Raw genomic sequence first — 24,179 nt, forward strand, 5'->3', positions numbered from 1 at the left:
ATATATAAATGCATATTATCAGAAGCAATCCTTTTTGGAGTGAAGATAACGTAATGAACATGCTTTTGCGCCATGATAATTGGAATAATGCCACCCATACCCCGCTTAACTTAAGCTATAAAGTTAATGTACCTCATATAGGACAGCCTATAAAAACGTATAGTGATCTGGAAGCTTTAATGCATATTATGTCGGATATATTTGGTATAGAGATAAGAAGCACGGGGCCTTTGGGTGAGTATGACATCGAGACTAAACAAGGCACATTTTTGACCAGTAATGATTGGAAATACTTTGATATTATAAAAAAAGTAAAAGATAATTCCGCTTACGACACACCTAAGAGTAGTATTAAACTAGCTGAACTCGGAATAACTAAAGACCAAATTAACAGTGCTTTTGAAGGTGTTAAATTTGCGTCCGATATAGATATTGGAAAGTTTTCTTTCATACATGAAAGAATTGAAGCAGCTAAAAATTCAGAGCCTATAGACTCTTATAAATCTTTTTTAAATTCATCACAAGAGTTTGACACCAGTCTTAAAGTTATAAAGTATGTGGTGAGCAATTTATTTAAATTGTGGAAAAGGTATGCGGATATAAATATCCAACCTACTAATAATAACGGGAAAATTAAAATTGATGTAAGACTTTTAAAATCCGAAGACGAGAATAATTATTTCACGGTTTATTCCGGTCCTCAGTATGAGTATACAGAATGGAATAACGGTAAAACCACTTATTTTAGAGGTGAACTAAGCCTAAGCATCAAAGGTCCTGACCTTTCTACTCATTCCATCAGCATGAACGATTTACCTGCCGATGCATTTATTGAATTGCACCACGGCATTGCACATGCATTTCTGGATCACCCGGTTGATAATTTCTGGATCACCCGGTTGATAGCTTGTTATTTAACGGCGGCAGGAAGGATTTTAAATACGGCGGCTGGGAAGATATTGTTATTTCATCATTCACTTATAATCCGTTTAGTCTATGCATGTCTGTGCTCGGTGATATACCATGTATGAAAAATCCTCACTTGGTAAGACCTATAGACAGCTCTCTTATAAAAGAAAACCGGGAGGATTATATTGAAGCGGGTGACGGAAAGAATTTAATTTATTTAAAAGGAAAAGAATTACACCCGATCACCCCGATGCCGCTTGATATAAAAGCAATGCAATATCTTTATACCCCTAATTGCAAAAATTCCGAACAGGAAATTACATATAAATTTGACGGCAACGGCAGTGAATCAATCTTCGGTTTTAAAATCCCGCCGCAAGCAATTTTCACACTTTGGGATTGCAGCAAAAAAAGCATAATAGATGCTTCAAGCGCTAAAGATACTATTAAAATAGATTTAGAACCCGGTGCCGGGCATTTTAACAGCATAGGCAGCGAAACTTTCTTAATCGGTTATGACACATATATTAAAACCGTGCATATGGGAATGAGCGGCGGAACCATCCATACTTCCCTCAGCGGAGGACATAACATATTTTTATATGGTTTAAATAATCAAGTATATCTGGAAAGCTCATATAATAACATTATCCTTCCAAATGAAGAAAGTAATGTATCAATACATAATTTTTTTCAACACTTTACTAATTCACTATATGCTGATAACGGCTCTATATGCGAGGTTATTAATTTAAGTAATATTACCGAAGAGCATGTTTTAACCTTCAGTAACCATACTATCGAATTTATCTAAACAATATGATCGGAACAGTATTTGTTGTAATAGACTAAAAAAGTTAGCAGAGATTATTCACTACTAAACTGTTCCTTCATCACTCTTTCTTCAAACATATTCTGTTTATCAAACAAAATCTTAAGCACCTTATCTTTCCTTTCAGTTATTTCTACCGATCTCACATTTCTAACTTCGGTAGAATCCGCAACCGCGCTCACCGGGCGTTTATCCGCCTCCAATACTTCAAGCCGTACCCGGCTTTTATGAGATAAAAGCGCACCTCTCCACCTTCTCGGCCTAAAAGGACAAATCGGAGTAAGCGCTAAAATATTGGCGTCAAGAGGAATGATCGGTCCATATGCAGCAAAGTTATAAGCACTACTTCCGGCAGGTGTCGCGATTAAAACACCATCAGCAACTAAGCAATCCAGCCTAACTTCGTCGTTTACAAAGATTCTGATCTTTGCAGCTTGGTTAGTTTCCCTGAGCAGCGATACCTCATTAACTGCAAGCGCTGCATGTATTTCACCTTCTAACGTTTCTGCTCTCATCTCTAAAGGATAGAGCCTTGTTTCCACTGCTTTGTCAATATGATCTAATAAGTCCTCAAATACATAATCATTCATCAAAAAGCCGACCGAACCTCTATTCATCCCGTAAATTGGAGTGCTGTGATCCATATATCTATGCAGCGCCTTAAGCATCATGCCGTCACCTCCGATAGTGATCACTAAATCACACTCCTGAGGAGAGACGCTCATAGCATCAATAAAATCATATTTTTTCATGATTTCCTTATAGGCATTTAGCGCTACGATGGAATTAAGATCAGCCATTACTCCGATGCGTTTATATTTACTCATTATATATTGTTTAAAAACCTTGCAATAAGATGTTGTTTAAAAGCTTATTTACCATAAAATGTAAATGCAGGAAACAGTATTAAATAATAATGGCAAACGAAGTAGATGATTTCAAGCTCTGGTTTAGTATGGTTAAGGATGTAAAAAAACTTAATACCAAAGCTAAAGTAGCAACTGAACTGAAGCCTTTTCCTAAACTTGACCCTTACAAGGCTAAATCCTTGCCTCAAATCTTTGCTCCGAAAAATAGTAAGAATTTAATGGATTTAGAGATTAATAATAGCGCCGGAATTGATTATTCAACCAACAGAAAAATTGAGAAAGGTGAATATGCTATAGATGGAACCCTCGATCTTCACGGCAAAACTCAAGAACAGGCTTTTGTTACTTTAATCGGATTTATTGAAGAGGCATATCATGCTCAAAAACGATTATTATTAGTTATAGTCGGTAAGGGTAAACAATCGGAGAACAATCAGGGGTTGCTAAAAGGTTTAGTTCCGCATTGGGTTAACCACCCGAGTCTCAGGCATTTGATAATCGGCATTAAGACCGCAGCTCCTAAGCATGGGGGAGACGGTGCAATTTATATATTATTAAAAAGAATAAGAAATGATTCTAATTACAAGACCAAAAGCGCAAGCAAGGCCAACAAAGCTTAAGCTTAAAAATATGGGTTATAAAGTTATTTGTTATCCTCAACTTAAAATTGAGTTTAATCAAAATATTACTCTACCCGAAGTTGATTTATATAACGGCTTAATTGTTACTAGCCAAAACACCGCTCAAGCTATAAAAGATTACGCTCAACTAAAAGATATTCATGTTCACGTAGTCGGAGAGAAAACCGCTGAAGTTTTAAAAAATTACGGGTTTAAGAATATAGCATCTATCAGCAATGATCATATCGAGTTAATCAGTAAAATTAAAGAAGAGTTGTCGCATTTATCAAAACTTCTTTATCTGCATGGAGACCATGTAGCCGGTGATATAAAAAGAAAGCTAAGGCAAAATTATATTTTTGATAACCTAATAGTTTATAAATCAGTAGAAATCCCTATGTCAAAAAAAATACTTTGCTTTTTAAGAAATAAAATCAGTATGGTACTTTTTTACTCTCCGCGCACTGCCGCCCTATTTGCAAAGAACACCGTTGCTCTAAATTTTTTAAATATAAGCGCGATATGTATTAGCCAAAACACGGCAGATGAGTTATCTTCTCTATACTTTAAAGAGATAAAAATAGCTAAGCTACCGAACGAGAATTCAATGCTGGAATATATTATAAATGAATAAAAAGATATTAGTTATCTGCGGTGCTACCGCTTCCGGCAAATCCGCATATGCAATTGAGCAGGCACTAAAAAGAAATGGTATAATTTTAAATGCCGACTCTATGCAAATATATAAATATATTCCTATACTTACCGCCCAACCGAGCAAAAAAGATTTGAGCATTGTGCCGCATGAATTATATGGCGGGGTTGAAATTGACGCAGAATTTTCGGTAGGCAAATGGCTAAGCCTAGTAGTACCTAGAATAAAAGAAATATTAACAATAGGAAAAACACCGATTTTAGTCGGCGGCACCGGTTTATATCTAAAGTCCCTAATCGAAGGATTTGCAGTTATTCCACAAATCTCTTCGGAAACCAAAGAATACATAGCTGATATCAGAGCTAAACACACAAATTCAGAGCTTCATGCAATGCTTGAGACTAGGGATATTACCTTATACAATAGGCTAAAAACCAATGACACGAAAAGAATATTGCGTGGGCTTGAAGTTTACCATGAAACCAAAAAACCCCTTTCGGAATGGCAAATAAGTAACCATACCTCTTTCTTTAATAGAAGTTTATTTTCCATAACCCTAATTAACCCTGAACGTCAAGTTATATATAATAACTGCAACCGAAGATTTATTAAAATGCTGGAAAACGGTGCGATTGAAGAGGTTAAATTCATTATGGAAAATTATCCTGATATTAGATACCCTGAAGCAATCGGTCTTAAAGAAATTATATCATACCTCAAAAATGAATGCACGTTAAAGGAGGCAACTGTTAAAGCACAGCAGTTAACCAGAAATTATGCAAAGCGCCAGCTAACTTGGCTTAAACATCAGATGAAGTATGATACTATGATAGAAAGTACCTGATTATCACAACTCGGTAAACAGGCTAGTAAACTCAGAGTTGATTTCCTCAATAGTTGTATTATCATTTGTGCAAAACTTCTCCAGCAGTACAGCATATTCTTTCTGAAATGAAGGTTTACCGGCATAAGCAAATTCCGCATTACGGTACTGATCCAAGTCAATACCCATTTCAATAATACCGAATTTCTTTAAATTCTCATTTATTATTTTCGTTTCTTTATTAAGTATTTCATTGTTAGCATTGTCATAAAACTTTAAGGCCTGAGATTGCAAATCAAATTCATATATTACGTTTTCATCCCCAGCTATTTTAACTGCGAGCTTAAAAAGAAATTCATCTATATTATTTATATATTTCTCAACCAGCTCACCTTCCGGTGTAGTTTTTTCATTACAAGGGTTTTTTAGCTTAACTTTATGATTAGCGTATTCGGTTATATTATTTTTACTTAATGCTTTTATTGCACCGTAAAAATTAGGTGCCTGTTCTTTAAATTGCTCGTATGAAACTAAAGTCATCCCTTGCCTATGCGCTATATAACTATTTAAAACTTATGGTAATGTGTGTAATAATTCTTTGTCAAATATTTTAAAATATAGCTGATTCTAAAAACCCCTTGCCTACATGCTGAAGTGTGTTAAATTTCTTGTATAATATTACTCTATGGAATTTTAATGCCTGCAATTTTCACCCTCATTACCGCTGCACCCGTAGATCGTGTCATATCTTCGGTAGATAAGGTTGCTAATCAAACCGTACATGCTGCTCCAAAATTTTCATTTTTAGGGCTTTTTTTTCAAGCTGATTTTGTTGTTCAAACAGTAATGGTGCTATTGTTACTCGCTTCAGTGTGGAGCTGGGCTATTATTTTTAATAAAACAATCTCATTAAAAGCTATTAAATTTAGGATGAACCGTTTTGAAAATGAGTTTTGGTCGGGTGCATCTTTGGATAAACTTTTCAGGCAAGTTAAAAATAAGCAGGATCACCCGCTTGCTATTATATTTTCAGCTGCTATTGATGAATGGAATACCAGAAACGCTAAGAACATCGGTTCTGATTCAAGCCTAAGAGCTAGCGCCAAAGAAAGGATACATCAGGCGATGCAAGTTGCCGCCAACAAAGCTTTAGATAATATTGAAAAAAACTTAAACTTCCTAGCTACAGTCGGCTCAAGTGCACCGTTTATCGGCCTGTTCGGCACCGTGTGGGGGATCATGGTAAGCTTCCAATCAATTGCAGTTTCAAAGAATACCAGCTTAGCAGTTGTTGCCCCCGGAATTGCCGAAGCATTGCTTGCAACCGCTTTAGGGCTCGCTGCCGCTATACCAGCGGTAATTTTTTATAATAAATTTGCTTCGGAAGTAAACAGAATTTCAAACAAGGTTGATGCTTTCTCAATGGAATTAAGCTCAATGATTTCAAGAGAATTGGATAATCAATAATATGGCTGCAAATCTTTTCCGAAACACCTCAACCCGTACAAGGCGCGTGCTAAACAGCGAGATAAACGTTACGCCTTTCGTTGATGTTATGCTGGTACTGCTGGTGATATTTATGGTTACTTCACCAATGCTTGTCGCAGGAGTAAACGTTGACCTTCCGAAAACTAAATCTTCCCCGCTTTCCGGCCAGGATGAGCCACTTGCAATCACAATTGATAAGAAGGGAAACATTTATTTACAAGAAAATAAAATAAATATTGAGGAGCTGCCTAAGAAATTGGAAGCAGTGCTCGGTGAAAAAAAGGATACCAGAATATTTGTGCGTGGAGATCAAAGTGCAAATTATGGTAAGGTAGTGGTAGTTTTCAGTTCATTAAAAGAAGCCGGGTTTAATAACGTTGCGCTTGTAACCCAAGCACACTCCACCCCTTAGAAGAGAGTATTTTTAGATGGACAAGGGTTTAGTAGCTTCAGTAGTATTTCATATTGCAATACTATGTTTATTTATATTTGTCCTGCCTTTTAGCTACCATAAAGCCGATCTCGATTATGCAATTGTGGTTGATATGGTAGATATCTCTGAAATCACCAATATTAAAGTCAATAACTCTCAAAAAAATAAGCCTAAAGAAGTTGAACAAACAAGAAATATCCCGAAAGCCAAACAGGAAAAAAAGATAGAAAAGGTTGAGCCTGAAGCAAAAGAGGAGCCTGTAAAGAAAGCTGAAGATGCAAAGGCTGAAACTTTACCTGAAAAGAAAAAACTGCCTGAAAAGCTTAAGAAAGAAGATCAAAAAAAACTTGAGAAGGAAAAAAAGAAGAGAGACGAGCAAAAGAAGAAGCATGATGATGATCTTTTTGCAAAATCAATATTAAATACTTTGGAGGAGTCTTCCGAAGCTGAAAAAGAAGATAAAAAGAAGCCCGATAAGAAGGAGACTAAAACAAAACCTTTAAAAGGTGAAACAAATAAAGAATATAATTCATCACTCCCCCTCTCGCTTAGCGAGAAAGATTTTATTCGTTCACAAGTTGAAAAGCACTGGAATACAACAGCTTTCAGCGGTGCTGATAGTTTAGGTATGCAAGTAACTCTCCATATTAAACTTGATAGGGAAGGAAACGTAGTTGAAGTTAGACCGGTTAAAAAACTTTTTAATAATAATCCTAAATATGAAGCTTTTGTTGAAAGCACAATAAGAGCTGTAAAAATGGCTTCCCCAATTCAAAATTTACCTATTGAAAAGTTTAAAACCTGGGAAGAGATGAAATATAACTTCGATTCTAGCGGAATGATTTATTAATCTTCTCCTCTGCCTCAAAGAGAGCTTAAACCCCCTTGGCACACTTAGAAACCATTGAAAACTAAAGAAGTGAGATAATATTATAAAGATATTAATATTGAATCAAAGTTCCATAGCTTAAGTTAGGATAATTCCAGTACTTATAAGCTACGGCCGATTAAGTTGAATATCCTACATATAGAGATCATAGTTGAACTATAAAAAATTAACTAAGTAGTTTGCGTATAAATGACTATGTCATTTAAAAGCGTACGCGCCATAAATGGCGGCTAAGACGCCTGCTTCTTACTATTCTTATTATCTGATTTCTCAGTTGTAGGCTATATAGTCATATTAAGCTTAACTTATTATATATTTTTATAAATTAAACAGGGTTAAAGAGATCATATAAAGCTGCTTAAGAAACAGCTGAAAGATCAGTTTCAACAGGTATAAAATAATGTACTTTGCTCAACTCTTCATTACCGTTTATAAATTCATTTACCTCAATTGTATCATTCGGACATTCATCATATATCCCGATAGTAGATTGGCTATCAATGCGGATTGTTTCAAGATTCTCATTAGTCGCAACTTCTAACCATTTTTCCTGTGCAATTTTATCCAGGCATAATTTTTTATCTTTAAAATCAAGATAATTAACTTGAATATATCCATCATACTCATCACTTTGAGAGAGAATTTGAACACCGGGATGGACTTTAAGCTTCGGAGATTCTTCCTGTTCCACTGTAGAATTTGCAGAAGAAGTACTATTTTTATATTTGGAAGCTATTATTTCTAAATTGTCTGAATTAAAAATATTTTTAAAAAGAAAATTTACTATGCCATCTGTAAACCCGCTCCAATCGTCAAGATAGCTCGTGTCTACTATTTTAGAGGCAATTAATCCGACATCTATTGCATAGGAAAATTGTTTTTGTATGCCTAACTTATGAACTAAATGAATTTGTAAAGCGAGTTCAGTAATTGGAAGAACTACTTTCCCGATAACTGATAATGCACCAAGCTGAACAAAATGTAAAATAGTAGGTTTTAGTTCATCCATAGTTATTTCATCTTCTTTGGTTTTTAGCTGATCATAATCATAAAACATATTCGTCATCGGATATAAAGAACCTAAGGTTGCAGCATTCTTTAATAACGATAAAAATTCCAGTGCTATAAAACTTTTTACCGGCGCAGAGCCGGGTATATTACGGGAAGAAAATGCGATTAATGAATTTATGGCGGTATCAGTTAAGAAGCTGGTCGTAATATCTGAATACTTATTCATATAGTTACCTTTAAAAATAATTAAAATTAAGAATATGATATGGCTTGCAATTAAAAAGTTGTTTCATATTAATTATAGAGGAACATGTGCTAATCTTTTGTTAAGATAGGGTGGTGTTGTTATGAGATATTAGCCCATAGAGCCATGTATATAGCATTAGCCGTTCTTCAAATTAAAAATTTTAATTTGCAAGTAATTAACTATAACAGCTTATTTTAAGCGTTTCCTTAAGACGGATTCTTTATCCAATTGGTTATATTCCTCTGCTGCATCGGCGGCTATATTACCGATTGACCTGGAACGTATATTTACATATTCGGTTAACTTTGCAAGATCTCTTGTGGTTGTAAGGTTGGACATCGCCCCCTTACTTGTAAATTGGAACTCAATAGGAGTGGGTCTATTTATCGGTATAAATGAGAATCTCACAATACTATTTATTACATTATTATATATATCATATTTAGCAGCAAATGCGCCCCCTACCCGATTGTTCTCAAGCGTGAAGTCCTCAAAACTTGCTATACCGTTATTTATTTTTATTCTGCCTTTCACCTTATCAAATAAGCTTTCTCCGTATTTAGCATAATAATCAAGTCGTTTTAATTTATCATTAATAGGAGTGGCAAGTTCAGGGATATTTACCAACTGCCCAACATCAAAACCCTTAATCCCCACCTTTTTAGCTAATAATTCAACACTGCCTTGCATATTGGATACTAAAGAAGGCATGTTCATTCCGCTACTGCTTACGGAGCCACTTGCGCTTAAATATCCTGACATATTGTTTACTCCGGTAAAACTTTCCATAAGTTTCCCGGGGTTAACATTATATAATGCAAGAGAAAAGCTAACGCTTGGCACAGGAGATAAAACTGCAACATTACCTCTAATGCTCGCTTGGCCGTCAAAAACTTTTGCATTCAGCTTATCAATTATGATAAGGCCATTATTTAACGTGCTTAAAAACTCAACATCACTTGCATTAAATTTGTCATTAATAAATTTGCTTGCTTTCAGTTCTATGCTTCCTTCATGGTTATTAGCACTAAAGAAATTAAATCCGCTAACTATTGCATCCTCTTCTTTTTTATCACTAAAAGTGCTTCTGCTTTCTTTTTCCTGATTTCGGAAATGAAGCACTAAGGTCTCTCGTAGTGAAGCTTGAGAAGGCAAAACATAATTTAAAAATTTAGTATCTAAAGAGTCAAAATTAAAATTTAGATTTATAGTCGGTTTAAATGACGGCAAAGATAAATTTATTCTTCCGTCAAAATCTGCAAATTCAGACTTTGCAGCAATTTTGTTTAAAGCAAGTAGATTAGGAGATATCCCAAGTGAAAAATCAAAATTATTATATTTATATTTATTTAAAGTAAACTCATCCACGGTAATATCAAAATTTACATTCCCGCTAAATTTTCTAAGCCATTTATAATCATCCGTATTTTTAGAATAAACATCACCGGTTTTATCATAATCACTAATGTAAAATTTCGTGACTAGGTCTCTTAGCATTTTATCGAGGTTAAAATAATCACCATCTACTTTATTAAATCTTAGCCCTGTATAAAGGCTAACTTTTTCCTTATCACCATTACGCGCGCTTAAAGAACCCACGAAAAGTAAATTATCTAAAGCTGCCTTTATATCCACCAATTTAAAATTATTAGGAATCAATTCAGCTTGAGATTTAATAATAAACTTTTTGAAGGAATATAATTTATCATTATTCTTATCAATGTTTAACCAACCTAAAAATTTTGGAAAATCATTAGAAACAAATTCCAGATCACCGATAAATTTTGGCCGAATTGTGTTGTTAGTTATTATTCCTTTCAAGTTCAACCCACTACTACCAGGAAGCTTAAACTCAAAAGTATTAAGAGATATATCGCCTGCGAAGGAATCAAAATCAAATATTAAATTTGATATAAACTCCGAATTCACAGTTAAAGAATTGATTTTAAGGTTAAAGAAAAGGTCAATAGTATTAAAAATCTCAGTATTAAAATAGCTCAACAAACCATAAACCATTTCTTGTAGCTTGACTGAAGTTGCAGTATCCTTATTTTCCCACAAGGCAAAATTATCTAAATTAATATTATCCGCGGTAACATTTATATTAGATTCAATATTCGGGTAAAACTCCGTCTTAGAATTTATAATAATATTTTTAATATTATTTGAATTTATAGTTAGTTTTTTAATATTAAGATATTTTTTACTCGCTTCAACCTCGCCTGTTATACTTAAATTTTCTTTACTTAAAAGAGTTTTTATATATTGAGAACTTGAAAAATGTTGGCTAAATTTCTCTACATCAGTAACTTTAGCAGTAATATTCCCGGCAAGTTTGGGTTCTGAAATTAAATTTTCTAATTTACCTGCAAAGCTTATTTCTCCGGTTTTATCATATAATCTTACCATTGCTTGATCAGAAGAACCTTGAGCATCAACAGCATCAAAAGTTGCTGTAAAGTTTAGCGGTTTATGATTGATCTCAAAATTACTCTCAAGTTTAATATTTTTAGAGAACCAACCATCCTTGCTAAGTTTTAAGTTCAACCTCTCTAACACTCCTTTTTCCACCTTATCTTTTGTAGAACTTAAAACATCAATTGATGAATTTGTTATAATAAAACTATTTAAACCTAACTTTTCGTTTAATTTATTTTCTTTAAAATTTTCTAAAATATTAGTTAAATTAAATTCCCCGTTATTTAAGTGCAGCTTTTTAAATTTAGCTTGTTCTAAAGAATTCGGCAGGGATAACATACCTAAATATAAATTCGCTTTTGAAACTTTAGCGAGTAAATCGTCCTGATTAGTAGCAATCTCTACTTTTTCCAGCTCAATGTGGGGAAGCGGGAATAATCTATATCTTATATCCCCATTAATTTTTACTTTTAGATTAAATTGTTCTTTAGAAATTTTTTCAACTACTTCTTTATATTGATTGAAAGCAATAAAATAGGTAGCAAACTCTAAAACTCCTAACACAATAAATATGATAAGCAAAAACTTAATAATTTTACTTGCTAAAGTTTTCAAGATTAACCCCTGGAACGTTGAAATAGTTATTTATACTATTATCTAATATTAAAGCTGCTCAAGAGAATGGTCAACAAAAAACCCTTTTCTACTTATTATAGTTATAGTTCAAAAAAAGCTCTTTTTAAATAAGCTTAAGAATAATAGTTGATTTTATAAAACTACTGCTAACCGGCACAGTCATAAAACATATAGCCTGAATAGCTTTCAATATCATACATCTCCTTCAGCACTATAGGATAGGTAACTGTTTTATATTATTTACCTGCATGCCTATAATTTTCAATTTCAATTCGCTCACACCAATTTCTATTATCATTCTCCCCGGGAAGGTTATATTTTATTGCATCAATTAATGGGCGTTCATAAATATTATTTAACAGTTTACTTTTACCAGGATTTCTTGCTGCTACTATGGAATTTAACGGCGCTTTGCTGATATCTTTTGCTAATTCGTTTGCCAAAGAGGCGGAAATATTTAGCTTATCTTCGGCGTTAAACTCAAATTTTTGGTCTTTGTTAAATTTTTCAATAAGCACACTGCCCAAGGCAGAGTAAGTAATTGCAAGGACTTTAGCTTGGTTTTTTTCATCTAATTTTATACTATGGTCATTTTCTAATGCTTTGAAAGTTTCACTTAATATTTCTTGAATTTGCTTAACTTGGACAGTAATTAAATATTTACTCTCAGCATTCTTAATAATAAGACGCCTAGCATATAAACTTTTAATCACATCTTCTAAACGCTCGGCAATCTCCCTTTCATTAGTCTCAATATTTCTTATGTTAGTATATAAATTATAAAACACATAAGAAGTTAATAATGAGCCGCAAGCAAGTAAATATCTAAATACTATTGAATAATTATTATCAAAAGCTAAAGGATTATAGATTGCAAAGCTGGCTGATGCTGAGCAGAAAATTTTATATATACATTGCGCAACTGTGCCACTATTTAAGTATTTGTGATACAATCCTTGACGAAGTGAAAAGTTTATAGACTGAGAACCAGGCTTAAAATCTTCTAAAAATTTATCATATATTTTACTTTTATTTTTATAGAATTTTTGCGGTACCTTGTAAAATTCTTCCTCATTGCCCCGGCTCTTTGCAGTTACTTCACTAAGCTCTCCCTCCTCATAATCATCCTCGGAGAAATCTATGTTATAGCTTGGTTCTTCGCTTGCCTCATATTTGTGATCCGATAATTCTTCTGCATGTCGTCTCCACTTCTCGCTTATTTCCTCTTCAGCATCTTCTGCGTCGGAATAGCTGCTAATTCCGGACTCCCTTTTTTCACTACTACCTCTTAATTTTTCTTTCGATGATTCCTTCTCTTTACCTTTAGTTTCATGATATTCTTTTGAATTTTCGATAGGGTTTTCATATAATTGATGGGCTTGGTTATCTTTAGTCATAACCTCATCAATAATAATTAAAAAATTTTCAATACTCGGTGTTAACTTCAGCTGTGCATGATTCGGTTTATGTGCGCGAACTAGATTAGATACATAAGATCTTTTATTTATGGTAGAAGCGATGATCTCCGCAAATTCCTTAGCTATTCGGTCACAGTGGTCGTTATCAAAAGCTAATAAGCTTGGATTACCCTGATTTAATAAATATTTATTAAATGCAATCAACATGTTTAAAGTGTATTCAGTAACTCTAAAATCATTCAAGCAATTTATATTCTTTACTCCTTTTAGAATTAAAGCTTTTTCCAATGCTTTTGCAATAGTATCCCCTACTAGCTTATATGGTCGCTTAACTTGGTTTTCTATATCTCTTTCTTCAGTAGCCGAGTATTTATCAAATTCTTGGAAGGTCTGTTTGAACTCGGAATATAGCTTTTTATTTTTTCTACAGTTTACATCGATCGCATATGTATATTGATATATACTATGGCTTAAGGAAGTCGACACGGTAAAAATTAAGTTATTAAGCGCTTGGATCCCTTTATCATATCTCTCATCATCCTCGTCAGTAAAAAGTATAATCCCTTGATTGCCGAATATCTTGGAGAATGATATCGCAGAAATAAATATGCTGATTACTTGTAATGGAATGCTCTGCCAAGAAAAAGTGCCTACCTTTTTAATTAACCTATTTTGCATCCAACTTTTTATGTCATTTAATCCTTTATTTTCCTCACCTGATGTCCCGACCTCTTGAGTAAAATAAGAATTCACAATATCTTTCCATTTGTGCTGCACGGTTTCCTCCCTTTACCTCTTTTTATAAGCTTGTATTTTGCAGGTAAATACGCTCCATCAATATCATATTATGCAGTTTAAAATAATTGCAACAAATTAATTTAGAAAAAATGATTGTTATTCGGAATTGGCTAAAAGCACATCACCGGCAAGATATAAAGAGCCGCAAACTAAAATTCTTGCAGGAGCAGAAGAAGTATTAAGGCAATAAGTAACAGCATCTTTTAACGACTCTGCGGCAAACGAGGAGAATCCTAATTTCTCCGCAGCTGCCGCGATTCTCTCCGGCTTCTCGGCAAGCGGTTCAGATTTTACCTCCACCCCGACTACGCATTCCACTTTATCCTTAAAATGCATTAAAAATGATTCTACATCTCTATTTCTCGTCCGCCCGTTAATTAAGTAAATTGGTTTATCCTTCCACTTTTCCATCATTAACGAAAGCATTTCGGCTCCTCCGTTGTTATGAGCTCCGTCTACCCATAATTCCCAATCTTGAGGCAACATTTTAGCTAATACGCCACTTGTTATATTTTGCAGACGTGCCGGCCATTTAGTTTTAGTGAGCCCATTGATAATGTTTTTGTAAGTAATATCAAACCCTTCCAGATATTGTAAGGCTGCAATTACAGTGCTTGCATTGATTATTTGGTGGTAGCCCTCTAAAGCAGGAAGAGGGAAGTCATACTCTCCGTCTTCATCAATAAAACTAAAGTGGTCTTTCTCCCCTTTAAAGTTCCAGTGCTCACCACAAGCAAACAGCAGGGCATTTAATGCTTCACACCTGTTTTTTATTACCCTATAAGCTTCGTTCGACTGCCAACTGACTATGCAAGGACGATTATTTTTTATAATACCTGCCTTTTCATAAGCTATCTTAGCAATCGTATCACCCAAATATTCCAGATGATCATCAGAAATCGGAGTAATTAAGCTAAGTAGCGGGTTATCAATCACATTAGTAGCATCAAGCCTTCCTCCCATCCCGGTTTCGAGTAGCACAATATCAGCTGAAACTTTTGCAAAAGCTAAAAAAGCAGCAGCCGTGGTACCTTCAAAAAATGTTACCCCTAAATCTCCGGCAGCAATTCTGGTTTCTTCCATTATTTGATATAAATATTCATCGCTGATCTCCTCACCTGCAATAGTTATCCTTTCATTGAACCTAACTAAATGAGGGGAAATATATCTATGCACTTTATAGCCCGCATCTTCTAAAATCGCTTTGAGGTAAGCAATGGTAGAACCTTTACCGTTCGTACCTGCTACATGAACAACAGGAGGAAGATGTTTATGAGGATTACCAAGCTTGTTTAAAAGCTCTCTCACCCTTTCTAAACCTAAGTCTATCGGCTTTTTACCGTAAGGTATCGGCCAATGCGGCATTTTAACCATATAATTTTAAGATAAAAATGATTGTTTCTCATATAAATGCTAGTTATATTATAGGACAAAGTAAGTAGCTATAGAAAACTTTATGCAGCAAAAAAGAATTAAGTTAGGGAATTTTGAAATAGGGAATGATCTTCCGTTTACATTAATTGCCGGCCCTTGCCAAATGGAATCAAGGGATCATGCGATGAAAACTGCAGAGGAAATTTGCAGTATTGGAAAAAGATTAAATATTAACGTGATATATAAAACTTCTTTTGATAAAGCTAATCGCACTTCACTCAGCGCTCAAAGAGGTATAGGATTAGAAAAAGCTTTACCGATATTTGCCGAAATAAAAGACACTTTTGGCTGCCCGGTTATAACTGACGTTCACTCCGAGTTTCAATGCGAGATCCTTTCTCAAGTTATTGACGTACTGCAAATTCCGGCTTTTCTATGCAGACAAACGGATTTATTAATCGCAGCTGGAAACACCGGAAAAGTTATTAACGTTAAAAAAGGGCAGTTTTTGGCTCCTTGGGATATGAAGAACGTTGCAGATAAGATAGCTTCCACGGGCAATGAAAACATTATGCTTTGCGAACGCGGGGCAAGCTTTGGTTATAATAGGTTGGTAAGTGATATGCGTGCACTTCCTATAATGGCAACTACCGGCCACCCGGTTATATTTGATGCCACTCATTCCATACAAGAACCCGGAGGAGCAGGCGCACAAAGCGGCGGACAAAGAGAATTCGTAAAAGTTTTAGCAAGAGCTGCGGTTGCAGTTGGAGTCGCCGGAGTATTCCTAGAAACCCATCCTGATCCTGATAATGCGCCCAGTGACGGGATGTGTATGATTCACTTGCATAAACTTGAGGCAATTCTTAAAGAGCTAATTCAATTTGATAATATTGCAAAACAATATCCGTCCGATTACTGATTATGAGCGAATTTGATAAAAATATCAGGAAAATGATTACTGAGAACCGAAGGGCTTATCATGAATATTTTATCGAAGAGCTTTATGAAGCGGGAATAGTTTTAACCGGCAGTGAAGCTAAATCTTTAAGATGTGGTAAAGCAAGTATTGTTGAGTGCCATATTTCCGAAGAAAAGGGTGAGCTGTTTATCCACGGTTCATATATTCCGGAATATGATAAAGCGAAGTTATATAATCACTACCCGAGAAGGCCGAGAAAGCTATTGCTCCATTCCCGCGAAATAAAAAAATTAACCGGGCTCATTCAGCGAAAAGGGTATACGGTGGTACCGCTCAAATTTTATTTCAATCTTAAAAATAAAGCAAAATTGTTAATTGCAGCTGTAAAGGGCAAGAAACTCCATGATAAAAGGGAAACCATCAAACAAAGAGAATGGGACAGACAAAAAGCCAGGGTTTTGAAAGATAGCGGTAATATTTAAGACTCATTATATTAATTAAAAAAAACAAAATTGTCATCATACATATTATAAAAACTAAATTTCTGATCAATTAAGAATATAATTCTAAAACCTTGAATAATTCTCCCATCTGCTCTTTATCAACTAATCTACCTAATTCGGATTGTATTTTCTTTTTGTCCGCTCCGTTTTTTATTAGCTGCTCTGCGCGGAACTCAATCCCGCACTTTCTTAGAAATTCCCCTTGAGTGCTAAATAGACACTGTAATTCTTCTCTTTTGAATATATTTATAAGTGAGCTAAAATCCACATGAGATGTTAAATCCGAGTTACCAATATTATGAAAAATATCAAGGTAAGCATTATCTTTCATTGCTTGTAATGTGCTTATAAAAGGTGGATTTAGATAACCGTAATCAATTATTAACGCCGCCCCTCCATAATCTTTTAAACAAGTAGTGATTTTATTTGCATATGATTCTCTTACTGGTGAAACTTCTATAATATCCTCTGCTTTGCATTCAATATCCAACTGAATTTCTGCTCCTAAAGGCATTAATATGAATTCATTTTCTTTTAAAGTAACATATATTTCTCTGAAACCATGTCTGACTTTAATAAACTGCTTTATAGGCAAGGCATCAAAAAATTCGTTATTAATAATTATATTATAGCAAGGTTCAAGATTCTCTATATCCTTAAGCCATATAAAATTATAATTATGTCGGGAGAGCTTTTGTCGTTGAATTGATTTTAAGCTTTCGCTGGTTTCTACCATATAAATTTTTTGTATATCCTCACCGAACTCTCCAATGTGCTTAGTACCTCGCAGTAAGTCATCCATAAGAGTTCCTCTGCCCCCGCCGATTTCAACTAGATTAAATTTAGGCTTACCTAAATTAATCCACGCATTAACACACCATATCCCGATTATTTCTCCGAACATCTGACTTATCTCGGGCGCGGTAATAAAATCGCCTTTTTTACCAAAGGGGTCACGCGTATTATAATAATAAGAAATGCATAAGCTCATAAATTGATCAAGCGGAATACCTTGATTCGAATGAATCAGACTCCTTATTCTCTCATTCGGATTCATCGGCTAAGTTCTCCGGCATATATTTTTCTAAAACTTTTTTAACCAGAGGAGCAGTAATTTCTCGCTTTTGCTCTAGAGAAAGCTTATCAATATTTTCAACCAATCTTTTTATATATTCAAAGCTTCGTTCGGTACGAGTAAAAATATACTCCATTACATCTGAGGAAACAATTAGCTGCCGATCAGAAAAATGCCTCATCAATAAAGCTCTTAAAAGCCCATCATCCGGCCTCTTTATAATCACTTTAGCGGTTGCGTTAATTCTCGACTGCAAATCTTTTAAATTATACCTGGGCAAAAACTCTGCCGTTATAAGCAATCTTATTGAATGCTCCTTAGCAAGATTAATTTTATGAAACAGCTGATTTTCATCTCCAAATTGCTCAATATCTTCTAATATCCAAGCTTTAGCTTTAAGATTAAGCTCTTCATCATCATAACTTATAAATTCACCCCCTGCTTCTTTAGCAAATATTTTAGCTAAATGGCTTTTTCCCCCTCCTTCAGAACCTAGTATAAGCATTCTATATTCAGGCCATGTCTGAAAACTTTTTATAGCCTTATAAGCTTCAAGGTTACAGTAAGAGATAATAAAATTCTCTTCAGTAAATTCTTTTTCATGAATAAATTTAAAGGTAAATTGCATAATCCACCGTCAAATCAACCAAGTGACCATTGCAGGAACATACACCATACCTAAAACCGTTCCGGCCAGCACTGCCGCTGCCGCTTGCTCAGGATGGCACTTATTAAGGGTAGCGAAAACAACCGTATTCGCAGCAGGCGGAACTATAGAGAGCAATATCATAATTTTATATATAAACTCATTGCCTTCAAATATATGCATAACATTTTGATCTAAAGTAATTATCGATAACACAATCATTGGAGCTGCTAAAAATTTTGCCGAAAGAAAACAGGCTAAAAATTTATAATCAATTTTATAAGCCTCAAGGTTAGCAAGCGCAAGCCCGATAATCATCATCCCTAAAACTATATAAGCCCCTCTCAAATGTTGCGCAAAATGACTTACCTCACTAGGCAACTTAAATCCGAGATAATTTAAAGTTAACCCGAGTATAAAAGCATAAATCATAGGTAACCTCATCACCTTATGTAAAGCTTGTTTCTTAGTATACGTTCCTCTGGTAATAATATATGCACCAACCGTATAATCATATAAAGAAAACCCGATATTTCCAAGCATATAAATTCCGACCTGATGCTCATCGAAAAGCATTAATGCTAGAGGAAAACCGAAATATCCGGTATTTCCCGTGCCTGCTGCAAAAGCAATTAAGTTCGCTTTACCGTCCTTCCAAAGTTTACCTGCAAAATATAAATAGATAAAACAAAGAGAAACACAAAGAATCAAACAAATTAGGGGGAGAAACAAATAACAAGGTTGAATTTTAACATTTAGCGCTACGTTAAAAAATACGAGAGGTACAATAAAATAAAATAATATGGAAGCTATAGATTGCCTATCAATCTTAAATAACCTTCCACCGAAATATCCCATTATTATATAAATATACAACGGCCAGATTTTAAGGCAAAAGCTTAAAAAAATCTGCATTAGTTATTACTCTCATACTTCGCAAGCTCAACATGCGCTCGAAGCTCTATCTCATCCAGTAAAGCTTCCAACTCTTTATCCTCAGTTTTAACTCTTTCAAAACTCAATTTAGCTTTAATCTCTTCTAATTTATCTTTGCTGATATTACCGCTTAACAAGCTATCTTTAAATTCTTTAAGCTTAGCAAGTATATCTTCGCCACGAGCAAAGTTTTGCTGCCTGCTTATATCAGGAAGATTAGCTTCCTGTAAAAAAAATAAGCTCGAGACTGCAGTAGTATTTGCGGCTCTCGCCACTTCCTCTTTTTCATCTGCTTCCGAAGCTAAAAGTGTTGAAAATCCTGAGCTTAAGCTAACTTTTTTCTTCTTCTTAAGTTCAGAAGTTTCCTTCGGTTTATTAATTTTAAAAACTTCCATAATACTTTTACAACACAAGCTTTTATTGTTAACATTTATATAGAACATTTTAATCGCTTATGCTACAAACAAAACATTAGAATAACCAAAAATAAGTGAGATATGCCTAAGCTAACTATTGACGGCAAAGAAATTGTTGTTGAGGAAGGAACCACCGTAATTCAAGCATGCGAAACACTGGGGATTGAAATACCGAGGTTTTGTTACCATGAAAGGCTTGCAATTGCCGGTAATTGCAGGATGTGTTTGGTTGAGATGGAAAAATCTCCGAAACCTGTTGCAAGTTGTGCACAGCCTGCACTTGAAGGTATGGTGATTAAAACCGATACTCCAATGGTTAAAAAAGCTCGTGAAGGAGTAATGGAATTCTTACTTATCAACCACCCGCTCGATTGTCCGATTTGTGATCAAGGCGGCGAGTGCGATCTTCAAGACCAGGCATTTTTTTACGGGAGGGGTAAAAACCGTTATACCGAAGAGAAGAGAGCAGTAAAAGATAAATATATGGGACCTCTGGTTGCAACACATATGACCAGATGTATTCACTGCACACGGTGCGTTAGGTTTTTGGAAGATGTCGCCGGCACTCCGGAACTGGGCGCAATCGGTAGAGGCGAAGAAATGGAAGTAACCACTTATATTGAAAAATCCTTAAGTTCAGAGTTATCGGGAAATATAATCGACCTTTGCCCGGTTGGAGCGTTGACCTCTAAACCTTATGCCTTTAAAGCAAGGAATTGGGAACTTAAAAAAACTGAGACCATAGATGTTTTAGATGCAGTCGGTTCAAATATTAGGGCAGATAGTCGCGGCCGTGAAATAATGCGTATACTTCCAAGAATTAATGATGATATAAATGAAGAATGGATTTCAGATAAAACCAGGTTTTCTTATGACGGATTAAAGTATCAACGCCTTGATACCCCTATGGTAAAGAAAGGAGATTTATTGGAAGCCGTTTCATGGGAAGAAGCTTTAAGCACTTTAGCAGATAAAATAACAAAATCTTCCGCTGAAAAGATCGGGGCTATTGCCGGGGACTTAACTGATGTTGAAACCATGTTAGTTACTAAAGAGATGCTGCAAAAACTCGGCAGCGCTAATTTTGATTGCAGGCAAGACGGTAGCCAAGTTGATAATAAATATAGATCGCTTTACACATTTAATACCACAATAGCGGGGATAGAGCAAGCTGACATTTGTTTAATCATCGGCTCAAACCCAAGGCATGAAGCAGCTATTCTTAATGCACGAATCAGAAAAGCACATCTATATAACAATTTAAAAGTCGCAGTTATCGGTGAAAAAGTTGATTTAACTTATCCTTATAGATACTTAGGAAATAATGCATGGATATTAAAGCAAATTGCCGATGGGGATCACCCTTATTGCAGCATACTGAATAGTGCAAAAAATCCGATGATAATAATCGGTTCGCAAGTGTTATGCAGAGATGATTTCGAAGCTACGCTTTATCAAGTTAAACGCATCGTTAATGAATATAAAGTAATAAGAGATGATTGGAACGGCTTTAATGTGTTGCAAAGAGCGGCATCTCGAGTCGGCGGACTTGATATCGGCTTCATTCCTGGCAAAAGCGGCAAATCCGTTAACCGAATGGTTACGGAAAAAATGGATGTTTTATTTCTCCTGGGAGCTGACGAAATAAATTTTTCTAAACTTCATCTTGATACTTTTGTAGTTTATATTGGTCATCACGGAGATAAAGGAGCTCATAGAGCTGATATTATTCTACCGGGTGCGACCTATACTGAAAAAGAGGCCACTTATGTTAACCTTGAAGGTAGGCCTCAGCGAACTAATCTGGTTGTTTACCCCCCCAATGAAGCGAAAGAGGACTGGGTAATTATAAGCGATATTATCAGAAGTTTAAGACTTGATCTTGATTACTCTAATGTTAAGCAGGTCAGAAATAAGATGTCGGAAGTTGCAAAAATATTTGAACAGATGAACAGAATTAAAGTATCTAATGAGTTTCCTGAAAAGGGCGGGAAGTTTAAAGATTTCTTATCTGATAACTTTACAAATCCTTTTGAAAATTATTACATGACCGACCCGATTTCGAGAAACTCCAGGACTATGGCATTATGTACTAAGGAAATCACAGGATCTGCTGATCAAAAAGTTGCTTAAGGTTTTTTAGTTACAACTCTTTTATAGCTTTAATGTTTTTAATGAAGAAGTAAATATTGCAATAACTACATAAGCTTGTCATTATTATTAATATATGTTTTATTAAATCAGATAAGTCTAAACAATATAAGGAAATATAATGAGTAAAATTCTAGTTTTATATTACAGCATGTACGGGCATGTGAAAACTTTAGCGGAATCTGTTTGCGAAGGAGCAAGATCAGTCCCGGGTACTGAAGTTGTATTAAAAAGAGTTCCTGAACTTATGGCTGAGGAGCATTTTAAGCAAGCAGGCGGAAGGGAAGATAATACTCCGATTGCCGACCCCAATGAATTAACCGTTTATGATGCAATAATCTTCGGCTCACCTACCAGATTCGGCAATATGACTTCTCAAATGCGTAATTTTCTTGATCGTACGGGCGGAATTTGGGCGAAAGGAGGCCTGGTAGGAAAATTAGGCAGTGTATTTACTTCAACAGGCACCGGTGGTGGTAATGAGACCACTATTACTTCCTTTCACAGCACGTTATTGCACCACGGTATGATAATTGTAGGATTACCCTACAGCTGCCCTGACCTTGTAGACATGGAACATAAAATCGGCGGCAGCCCTTACGGTGCTTCTACTCTTGCAGGCCCTGACGGTTCTCGCACTCCACACCAAAAGGAACTTAATATGGCTAAGTTTCAAGGTAAACATGTAGCAGAAATTACGGCAAAGTTAGTTAAGTAGTATTAAGTTGAATATCCTACATACCTGGAGCATAGTTGAACTATAAAAAATTAAACTAAGTTTGCGTATAAATGACTATGCCATTTATACGCAAACTCATTTTAATTCTTAACGTATTGACTCTACTTTAAATACATATGCGATTTAATTGATTCACCATAAATAGTTTTAAATTATTTCCCTTATATTTAATACTTTAATCACTTTATTTATCTAAATCAAAAAGCTTAGTTTTTATAAGCAGCATTATACTAGTCAGAGAAACGGTTAAGCTAAAAACCATGATAAAAGCAGTGCTCTTAAAGCTGCCCTGATGAAAATATCCTGCAACTTCTAAGCCTATCGCCGTAAAAATAAGCCTTGATGAAAGAATTACAGCTGCAATTTTTCCTTTATTCTTTTCCATTATTTCAAGTGCCTCATAATATAATATATTAATCGGCAAAACTACACCCATAGAAAGAAGCACAAGAGCACCTGTTATAGCAATCGGGTTCTTACTCTCGATGATCCCTAAAAATAAGATAAATATTGCACTAAGCGCGCAGAGAAATATACCGGTTAAAAACATCCGTTTTCTGCTGATTATTTTTAAAGCATAGCTACTTGATATGCTAACCGTAGAAAAAGCTACCGCCATAGCTCCTTGATAGAAACCAAATTTTTCTAAGCTCATTTTAAAATCCGTCATATAAAGTATCGGAGATATACCTATAAAAATCCAATAAGGACAGGAAAGAAAACAAAATGAAACGGTAAAAGCAATCACCTTTCCGGAACGTAAAACCGGCAAATAGGAAACAAATAATTCAAGGTTCCTGCTTTTTAATTCTCTATCATGCTGCTCCTTAATAAATAAACAAAGCATTATAAGGCATATTATTCCGAAAATTAATAGAACAATAAAGTTGCCTTTCCAACTATAATACAAATTAACATAGCTGCCAAGAATAGGCGCAAAGGCCATAGCTAAGGTCACAACTCCGTTTAAAATTGAAATAACATTTAGTTGATCTTTTCTTCCATATATATCGGAAACTAAGACATAAGTCAGAATTGCTGGAGCAGCTATCCCTGCTCCTTGTAGAAACCTACCCAATATAATAATATAAAATTGTTCGGCTATAACACATAATATGCTGCCTAAAATAAAAACAACCAACCCCCAAATCATCACCACTTTTCTGCCGTAACGATCTCCGAGAGAACCTACCGCCAGTGAACTAATACAATATGCAATAAGATTAGCACTTAGGGTCAGCTCAACCATAAACGGAGTAAGCTGAAACTGTTTGCTGATTTGAGGAAAACTCGGCACGAACAGATCAACTTCCGCCCCTGCTAAAATACACAAAAGTATGATAGTTATAAAGCCGGAAGAAACTTTCATAA

At 35.0% G+C, this 24,179-nt stretch carries 23 protein-coding genes; 12 read left to right on the forward strand and 11 right to left on the reverse strand.

What is annotated here, in order from left to right:
• The first annotated feature begins 8 nt into the window (after positions 1-8).
• Both NF27_RS06265 and NF27_RS06270 read left to right on the forward strand, forming a co-directional pair.
• Complete coding sequence (locus tag NF27_RS06265) at positions 9-1,031, forward strand: hypothetical protein (RefSeq protein ID WP_039457127.1); 1,023 nt, start codon at positions 9-11, stop codon at positions 1,029-1,031.
• Positions 1,028-1,723 carry a hypothetical protein gene (locus tag NF27_RS06270; RefSeq protein ID WP_039457129.1) on the forward strand — a complete coding sequence of 232 codons (696 nt, stop codon included), beginning with the start codon at positions 1,028-1,030 and terminating at the stop codon, positions 1,721-1,723. The genes NF27_RS06265 and NF27_RS06270 overlap by 4 nt, the downstream gene beginning before the upstream one ends.
• A 53-nt stretch (positions 1,724-1,776) precedes the next feature.
• On the opposite strand, the gene NF27_RS06275 is transcribed toward NF27_RS06270, so the two are convergent.
• Positions 1,777-2,568, reverse strand: coding sequence for an NAD kinase (locus tag NF27_RS06275; protein WP_084212834.1), 792 nt, complete (start codon positions 2,566-2,568; stop codon positions 1,777-1,779).
• Positions 2,569-2,657: 89 nt separating this feature from the next.
• Here NF27_RS06275 and NF27_RS11230 point away from each other — a divergent pair, with 89 nt between their 5' ends.
• The 3 genes from NF27_RS11230 to miaA are packed head-to-tail and all read left to right on the forward strand — an operon-like array spanning position 2,658 to position 4,729.
• The gene (locus NF27_RS11230) at positions 2,658-3,230 is read left to right on the forward strand and encodes a Smr/MutS family protein (protein WP_053332637.1); all 573 of its coding nucleotides are present in this window, start codon (positions 2,658-2,660) and stop codon (positions 3,228-3,230) included.
• On the forward strand, positions 3,181-3,864 hold the full coding sequence (locus NF27_RS06285; protein ID WP_084212836.1) for a uroporphyrinogen-III synthase: 684 nt from the start codon (positions 3,181-3,183) through the stop codon (positions 3,862-3,864). Before NF27_RS11230 ends, NF27_RS06285 begins: the two co-directional genes overlap by 50 nt.
• Positions 3,857-4,729, forward strand: a complete 873-nt coding sequence (miaA, locus tag NF27_RS06290; protein WP_053332638.1) for a tRNA (adenosine(37)-N6)-dimethylallyltransferase MiaA — start codon at positions 3,857-3,859, stop codon at positions 4,727-4,729. The genes NF27_RS06285 and miaA overlap by 8 nt, the downstream gene beginning before the upstream one ends.
• Positions 4,730-4,732: 3 nt before the next feature.
• On the opposite strand, the gene NF27_RS06295 is transcribed toward miaA, so the two are convergent.
• Positions 4,733-5,248, reverse strand: a complete 516-nt coding sequence (locus NF27_RS06295; protein WP_039457133.1) for a hypothetical protein — start codon at positions 5,246-5,248, stop codon at positions 4,733-4,735.
• 156 nt (positions 5,249-5,404) lie between these two features.
• Between NF27_RS06295 and tolQ the strand changes: the two genes are divergently transcribed.
• Genes tolQ through NF27_RS06310 form a run of 3 tightly spaced genes read left to right on the forward strand, consistent with a single transcriptional unit; the run spans position 5,405 to position 7,479 of the window.
• On the forward strand, positions 5,405-6,175 hold the full coding sequence (gene tolQ / locus NF27_RS06300) for a protein TolQ (RefSeq protein ID WP_053332639.1): 771 nt from the start codon (positions 5,405-5,407) through the stop codon (positions 6,173-6,175).
• 1 nt (position 6,176) lies between these two features.
• Positions 6,177-6,608 (forward strand): protein TolR, encoded by a 432-nt coding sequence (gene tolR, locus NF27_RS06305; RefSeq protein ID WP_039457134.1) that lies wholly within the window; start codon positions 6,177-6,179, stop codon positions 6,606-6,608.
• Positions 6,609-6,624: 16 nt separating this feature from the next.
• Entirely contained in the window at positions 6,625-7,479 is an 855-nt protein-coding gene (locus NF27_RS06310; protein WP_039457136.1) for an energy transducer TonB, read from the forward strand.
• Between the two features lie 397 nt (positions 7,480-7,876).
• On the opposite strand, the gene NF27_RS06315 is transcribed toward NF27_RS06310, so the two are convergent.
• From NF27_RS06315 to NF27_RS06330, 4 genes are all read right to left on the reverse strand, one after another.
• Entirely contained in the window at positions 7,877-8,755 is an 879-nt protein-coding gene (locus NF27_RS06315; RefSeq protein ID WP_039457138.1) for a hypothetical protein, read from the reverse strand.
• A 210-nt stretch (positions 8,756-8,965) separates the two neighbouring features.
• A complete protein-coding gene (locus NF27_RS06320; RefSeq protein WP_039457144.1) occupies positions 8,966-11,809 on the reverse strand; it encodes an AsmA family protein in 2,844 nt (947 codons plus the stop codon).
• Positions 11,810-12,066: 257 nt separating this feature from the next.
• The gene (locus NF27_RS06325; protein WP_039457146.1) at positions 12,067-14,025 is read right to left on the reverse strand and encodes a hypothetical protein; all 1,959 of its coding nucleotides are present in this window, start codon (positions 14,023-14,025) and stop codon (positions 12,067-12,069) included.
• A gap of 117 nt (positions 14,026-14,142) precedes the next feature.
• Positions 14,143-15,411: a bifunctional folylpolyglutamate synthase/dihydrofolate synthase gene (locus NF27_RS06330; protein WP_053332640.1), complete on the reverse strand. Its 1,269-nt coding sequence runs from the start codon at positions 15,409-15,411 to the stop codon at positions 14,143-14,145.
• A gap of 91 nt (positions 15,412-15,502) precedes the next feature.
• Here NF27_RS06330 and kdsA point away from each other — a divergent pair, with 91 nt between their 5' ends.
• Together kdsA and smpB are read left to right on the forward strand one after the other, a co-directional pair.
• The gene (kdsA, locus tag NF27_RS06335; RefSeq protein WP_039457150.1) at positions 15,503-16,342 is read left to right on the forward strand and encodes a 3-deoxy-8-phosphooctulonate synthase; all 840 of its coding nucleotides are present in this window, start codon (positions 15,503-15,505) and stop codon (positions 16,340-16,342) included.
• Between the two features lie 2 nt (positions 16,343-16,344).
• Entirely contained in the window at positions 16,345-16,824 is a 480-nt protein-coding gene (gene smpB, locus NF27_RS06340) for an SsrA-binding protein SmpB (RefSeq protein ID WP_039457152.1), read from the forward strand.
• 70 nt (positions 16,825-16,894) lie between these two features.
• Here smpB and NF27_RS06345 read toward each other — a convergent pair whose 3' ends face one another.
• From NF27_RS06345 to NF27_RS06360, 4 genes are read right to left on the reverse strand one after another with little or no spacing between them, the layout of a single operon-like run.
• The gene (locus NF27_RS06345; RefSeq protein WP_039457153.1) at positions 16,895-17,902 is read right to left on the reverse strand and encodes a class I SAM-dependent methyltransferase; all 1,008 of its coding nucleotides are present in this window, start codon (positions 17,900-17,902) and stop codon (positions 16,895-16,897) included.
• Positions 17,889-18,548, reverse strand: a complete 660-nt coding sequence (locus NF27_RS06350) for an HdaA/DnaA family protein (RefSeq protein WP_038538168.1) — start codon at positions 18,546-18,548, stop codon at positions 17,889-17,891. The genes NF27_RS06345 and NF27_RS06350 overlap by 14 nt, the downstream gene beginning before the upstream one ends.
• 9 nt (positions 18,549-18,557) lie before the next feature.
• Positions 18,558-19,481, reverse strand: coding sequence for an AEC family transporter (locus NF27_RS06355; protein ID WP_039457157.1), 924 nt, complete (start codon positions 19,479-19,481; stop codon positions 18,558-18,560).
• Entirely contained in the window at positions 19,481-19,897 is a 417-nt protein-coding gene (locus tag NF27_RS06360; RefSeq protein WP_161791821.1) for a flagellar assembly protein FliX, read from the reverse strand. The genes NF27_RS06355 and NF27_RS06360 overlap by 1 nt, the downstream gene beginning before the upstream one ends.
• Before the next feature lie 102 nt (positions 19,898-19,999).
• Here NF27_RS06360 and nuoG point away from each other — a divergent pair, with 102 nt between their 5' ends.
• Both nuoG and wrbA read left to right on the forward strand, forming a co-directional pair.
• Positions 20,000-22,051: an NADH-quinone oxidoreductase subunit NuoG gene (nuoG, locus tag NF27_RS06365; RefSeq protein ID WP_039457163.1), complete on the forward strand. Its 2,052-nt coding sequence runs from the start codon at positions 20,000-20,002 to the stop codon at positions 22,049-22,051.
• Positions 22,052-22,190: 139 nt separating this feature from the next.
• Positions 22,191-22,787 (forward strand): NAD(P)H:quinone oxidoreductase, encoded by a 597-nt coding sequence (gene wrbA / locus NF27_RS06370; RefSeq protein WP_039457166.1) that lies wholly within the window; start codon positions 22,191-22,193, stop codon positions 22,785-22,787.
• A 205-nt stretch (positions 22,788-22,992) separates the two neighbouring features.
• On the opposite strand, the gene NF27_RS06375 is transcribed toward wrbA, so the two are convergent.
• Positions 22,993-24,177 carry a multidrug effflux MFS transporter gene (locus NF27_RS06375; protein ID WP_039457169.1) on the reverse strand — a complete coding sequence of 395 codons (1,185 nt, stop codon included), beginning with the start codon at positions 24,175-24,177 and terminating at the stop codon, positions 22,993-22,995.
• Between the last annotated feature and the right edge of the window lie 2 nt (positions 24,178-24,179).

Source organism: Candidatus Jidaibacter acanthamoeba, assembly GCF_000815465.1.
In the GTDB taxonomy this organism is placed as follows: domain Bacteria; phylum Pseudomonadota; class Alphaproteobacteria; order Rickettsiales; family Midichloriaceae; genus Jidaibacter; species Jidaibacter acanthamoebae.

Coding starts and splice junctions, on each gene's coding strand:
- NF27_RS06345 (WP_039457153.1), bottom strand. CDS start 17,902: ATGAATCCGAATGAGAGAATAAGGAGTCTGATTCATTCGAATCAAGGT.
- NF27_RS06315 (WP_039457138.1), bottom strand. CDS start 8,755: ATGAATAAGTATTCAGATATTACGACCAGCTTCTTAACTGATACCGCC.
- NF27_RS06355 (WP_039457157.1), bottom strand. CDS start 19,481: ATGCAGATTTTTTTAAGCTTTTGCCTTAAAATCTGGCCGTTGTATATT.
- miaA (WP_053332638.1), top strand. CDS start 3,857: ATGAATAAAAAGATATTAGTTATCTGCGGTGCTACCGCTTCCGGCAAA.
- NF27_RS06295 (WP_039457133.1), bottom strand. CDS start 5,248: ATGACTTTAGTTTCATACGAGCAATTTAAAGAACAGGCACCTAATTTT.
- NF27_RS06270 (WP_039457129.1), top strand. CDS start 1,028: ATGAAAAATCCTCACTTGGTAAGACCTATAGACAGCTCTCTTATAAAA.
- smpB (WP_039457152.1), top strand. CDS start 16,345: ATGAGCGAATTTGATAAAAATATCAGGAAAATGATTACTGAGAACCGA.
- nuoG (WP_039457163.1), top strand. CDS start 20,000: ATGCCTAAGCTAACTATTGACGGCAAAGAAATTGTTGTTGAGGAAGGA.
- NF27_RS06350 (WP_038538168.1), bottom strand. CDS start 18,548: ATGCAATTTACCTTTAAATTTATTCATGAAAAAGAATTTACTGAAGAG.
- tolR (WP_039457134.1), top strand. CDS start 6,177: ATGGCTGCAAATCTTTTCCGAAACACCTCAACCCGTACAAGGCGCGTG.
- NF27_RS06275 (WP_084212834.1), bottom strand. CDS start 2,568: ATGAGTAAATATAAACGCATCGGAGTAATGGCTGATCTTAATTCCATC.
- NF27_RS06310 (WP_039457136.1), top strand. CDS start 6,625: ATGGACAAGGGTTTAGTAGCTTCAGTAGTATTTCATATTGCAATACTA.
- NF27_RS06265 (WP_039457127.1), top strand. CDS start 9: ATGCATATTATCAGAAGCAATCCTTTTTGGAGTGAAGATAACGTAATG.
- NF27_RS06360 (WP_161791821.1), bottom strand. CDS start 19,897: ATGGAAGTTTTTAAAATTAATAAACCGAAGGAAACTTCTGAACTTAAG.
- tolQ (WP_053332639.1), top strand. CDS start 5,405: ATGCCTGCAATTTTCACCCTCATTACCGCTGCACCCGTAGATCGTGTC.
- NF27_RS06285 (WP_084212836.1), top strand. CDS start 3,181: ATGATTCTAATTACAAGACCAAAAGCGCAAGCAAGGCCAACAAAGCTT.
- NF27_RS11230 (WP_053332637.1), top strand. CDS start 2,658: ATGGCAAACGAAGTAGATGATTTCAAGCTCTGGTTTAGTATGGTTAAG.
- NF27_RS06330 (WP_053332640.1), bottom strand. CDS start 15,411: ATGCCGCATTGGCCGATACCTTACGGTAAAAAGCCGATAGACTTAGGT.
- wrbA (WP_039457166.1), top strand. CDS start 22,191: ATGAGTAAAATTCTAGTTTTATATTACAGCATGTACGGGCATGTGAAA.
- kdsA (WP_039457150.1), top strand. CDS start 15,503: ATGCAGCAAAAAAGAATTAAGTTAGGGAATTTTGAAATAGGGAATGAT.
- NF27_RS06375 (WP_039457169.1), bottom strand. CDS start 24,177: ATGAAAGTTTCTTCCGGCTTTATAACTATCATACTTTTGTGTATTTTA.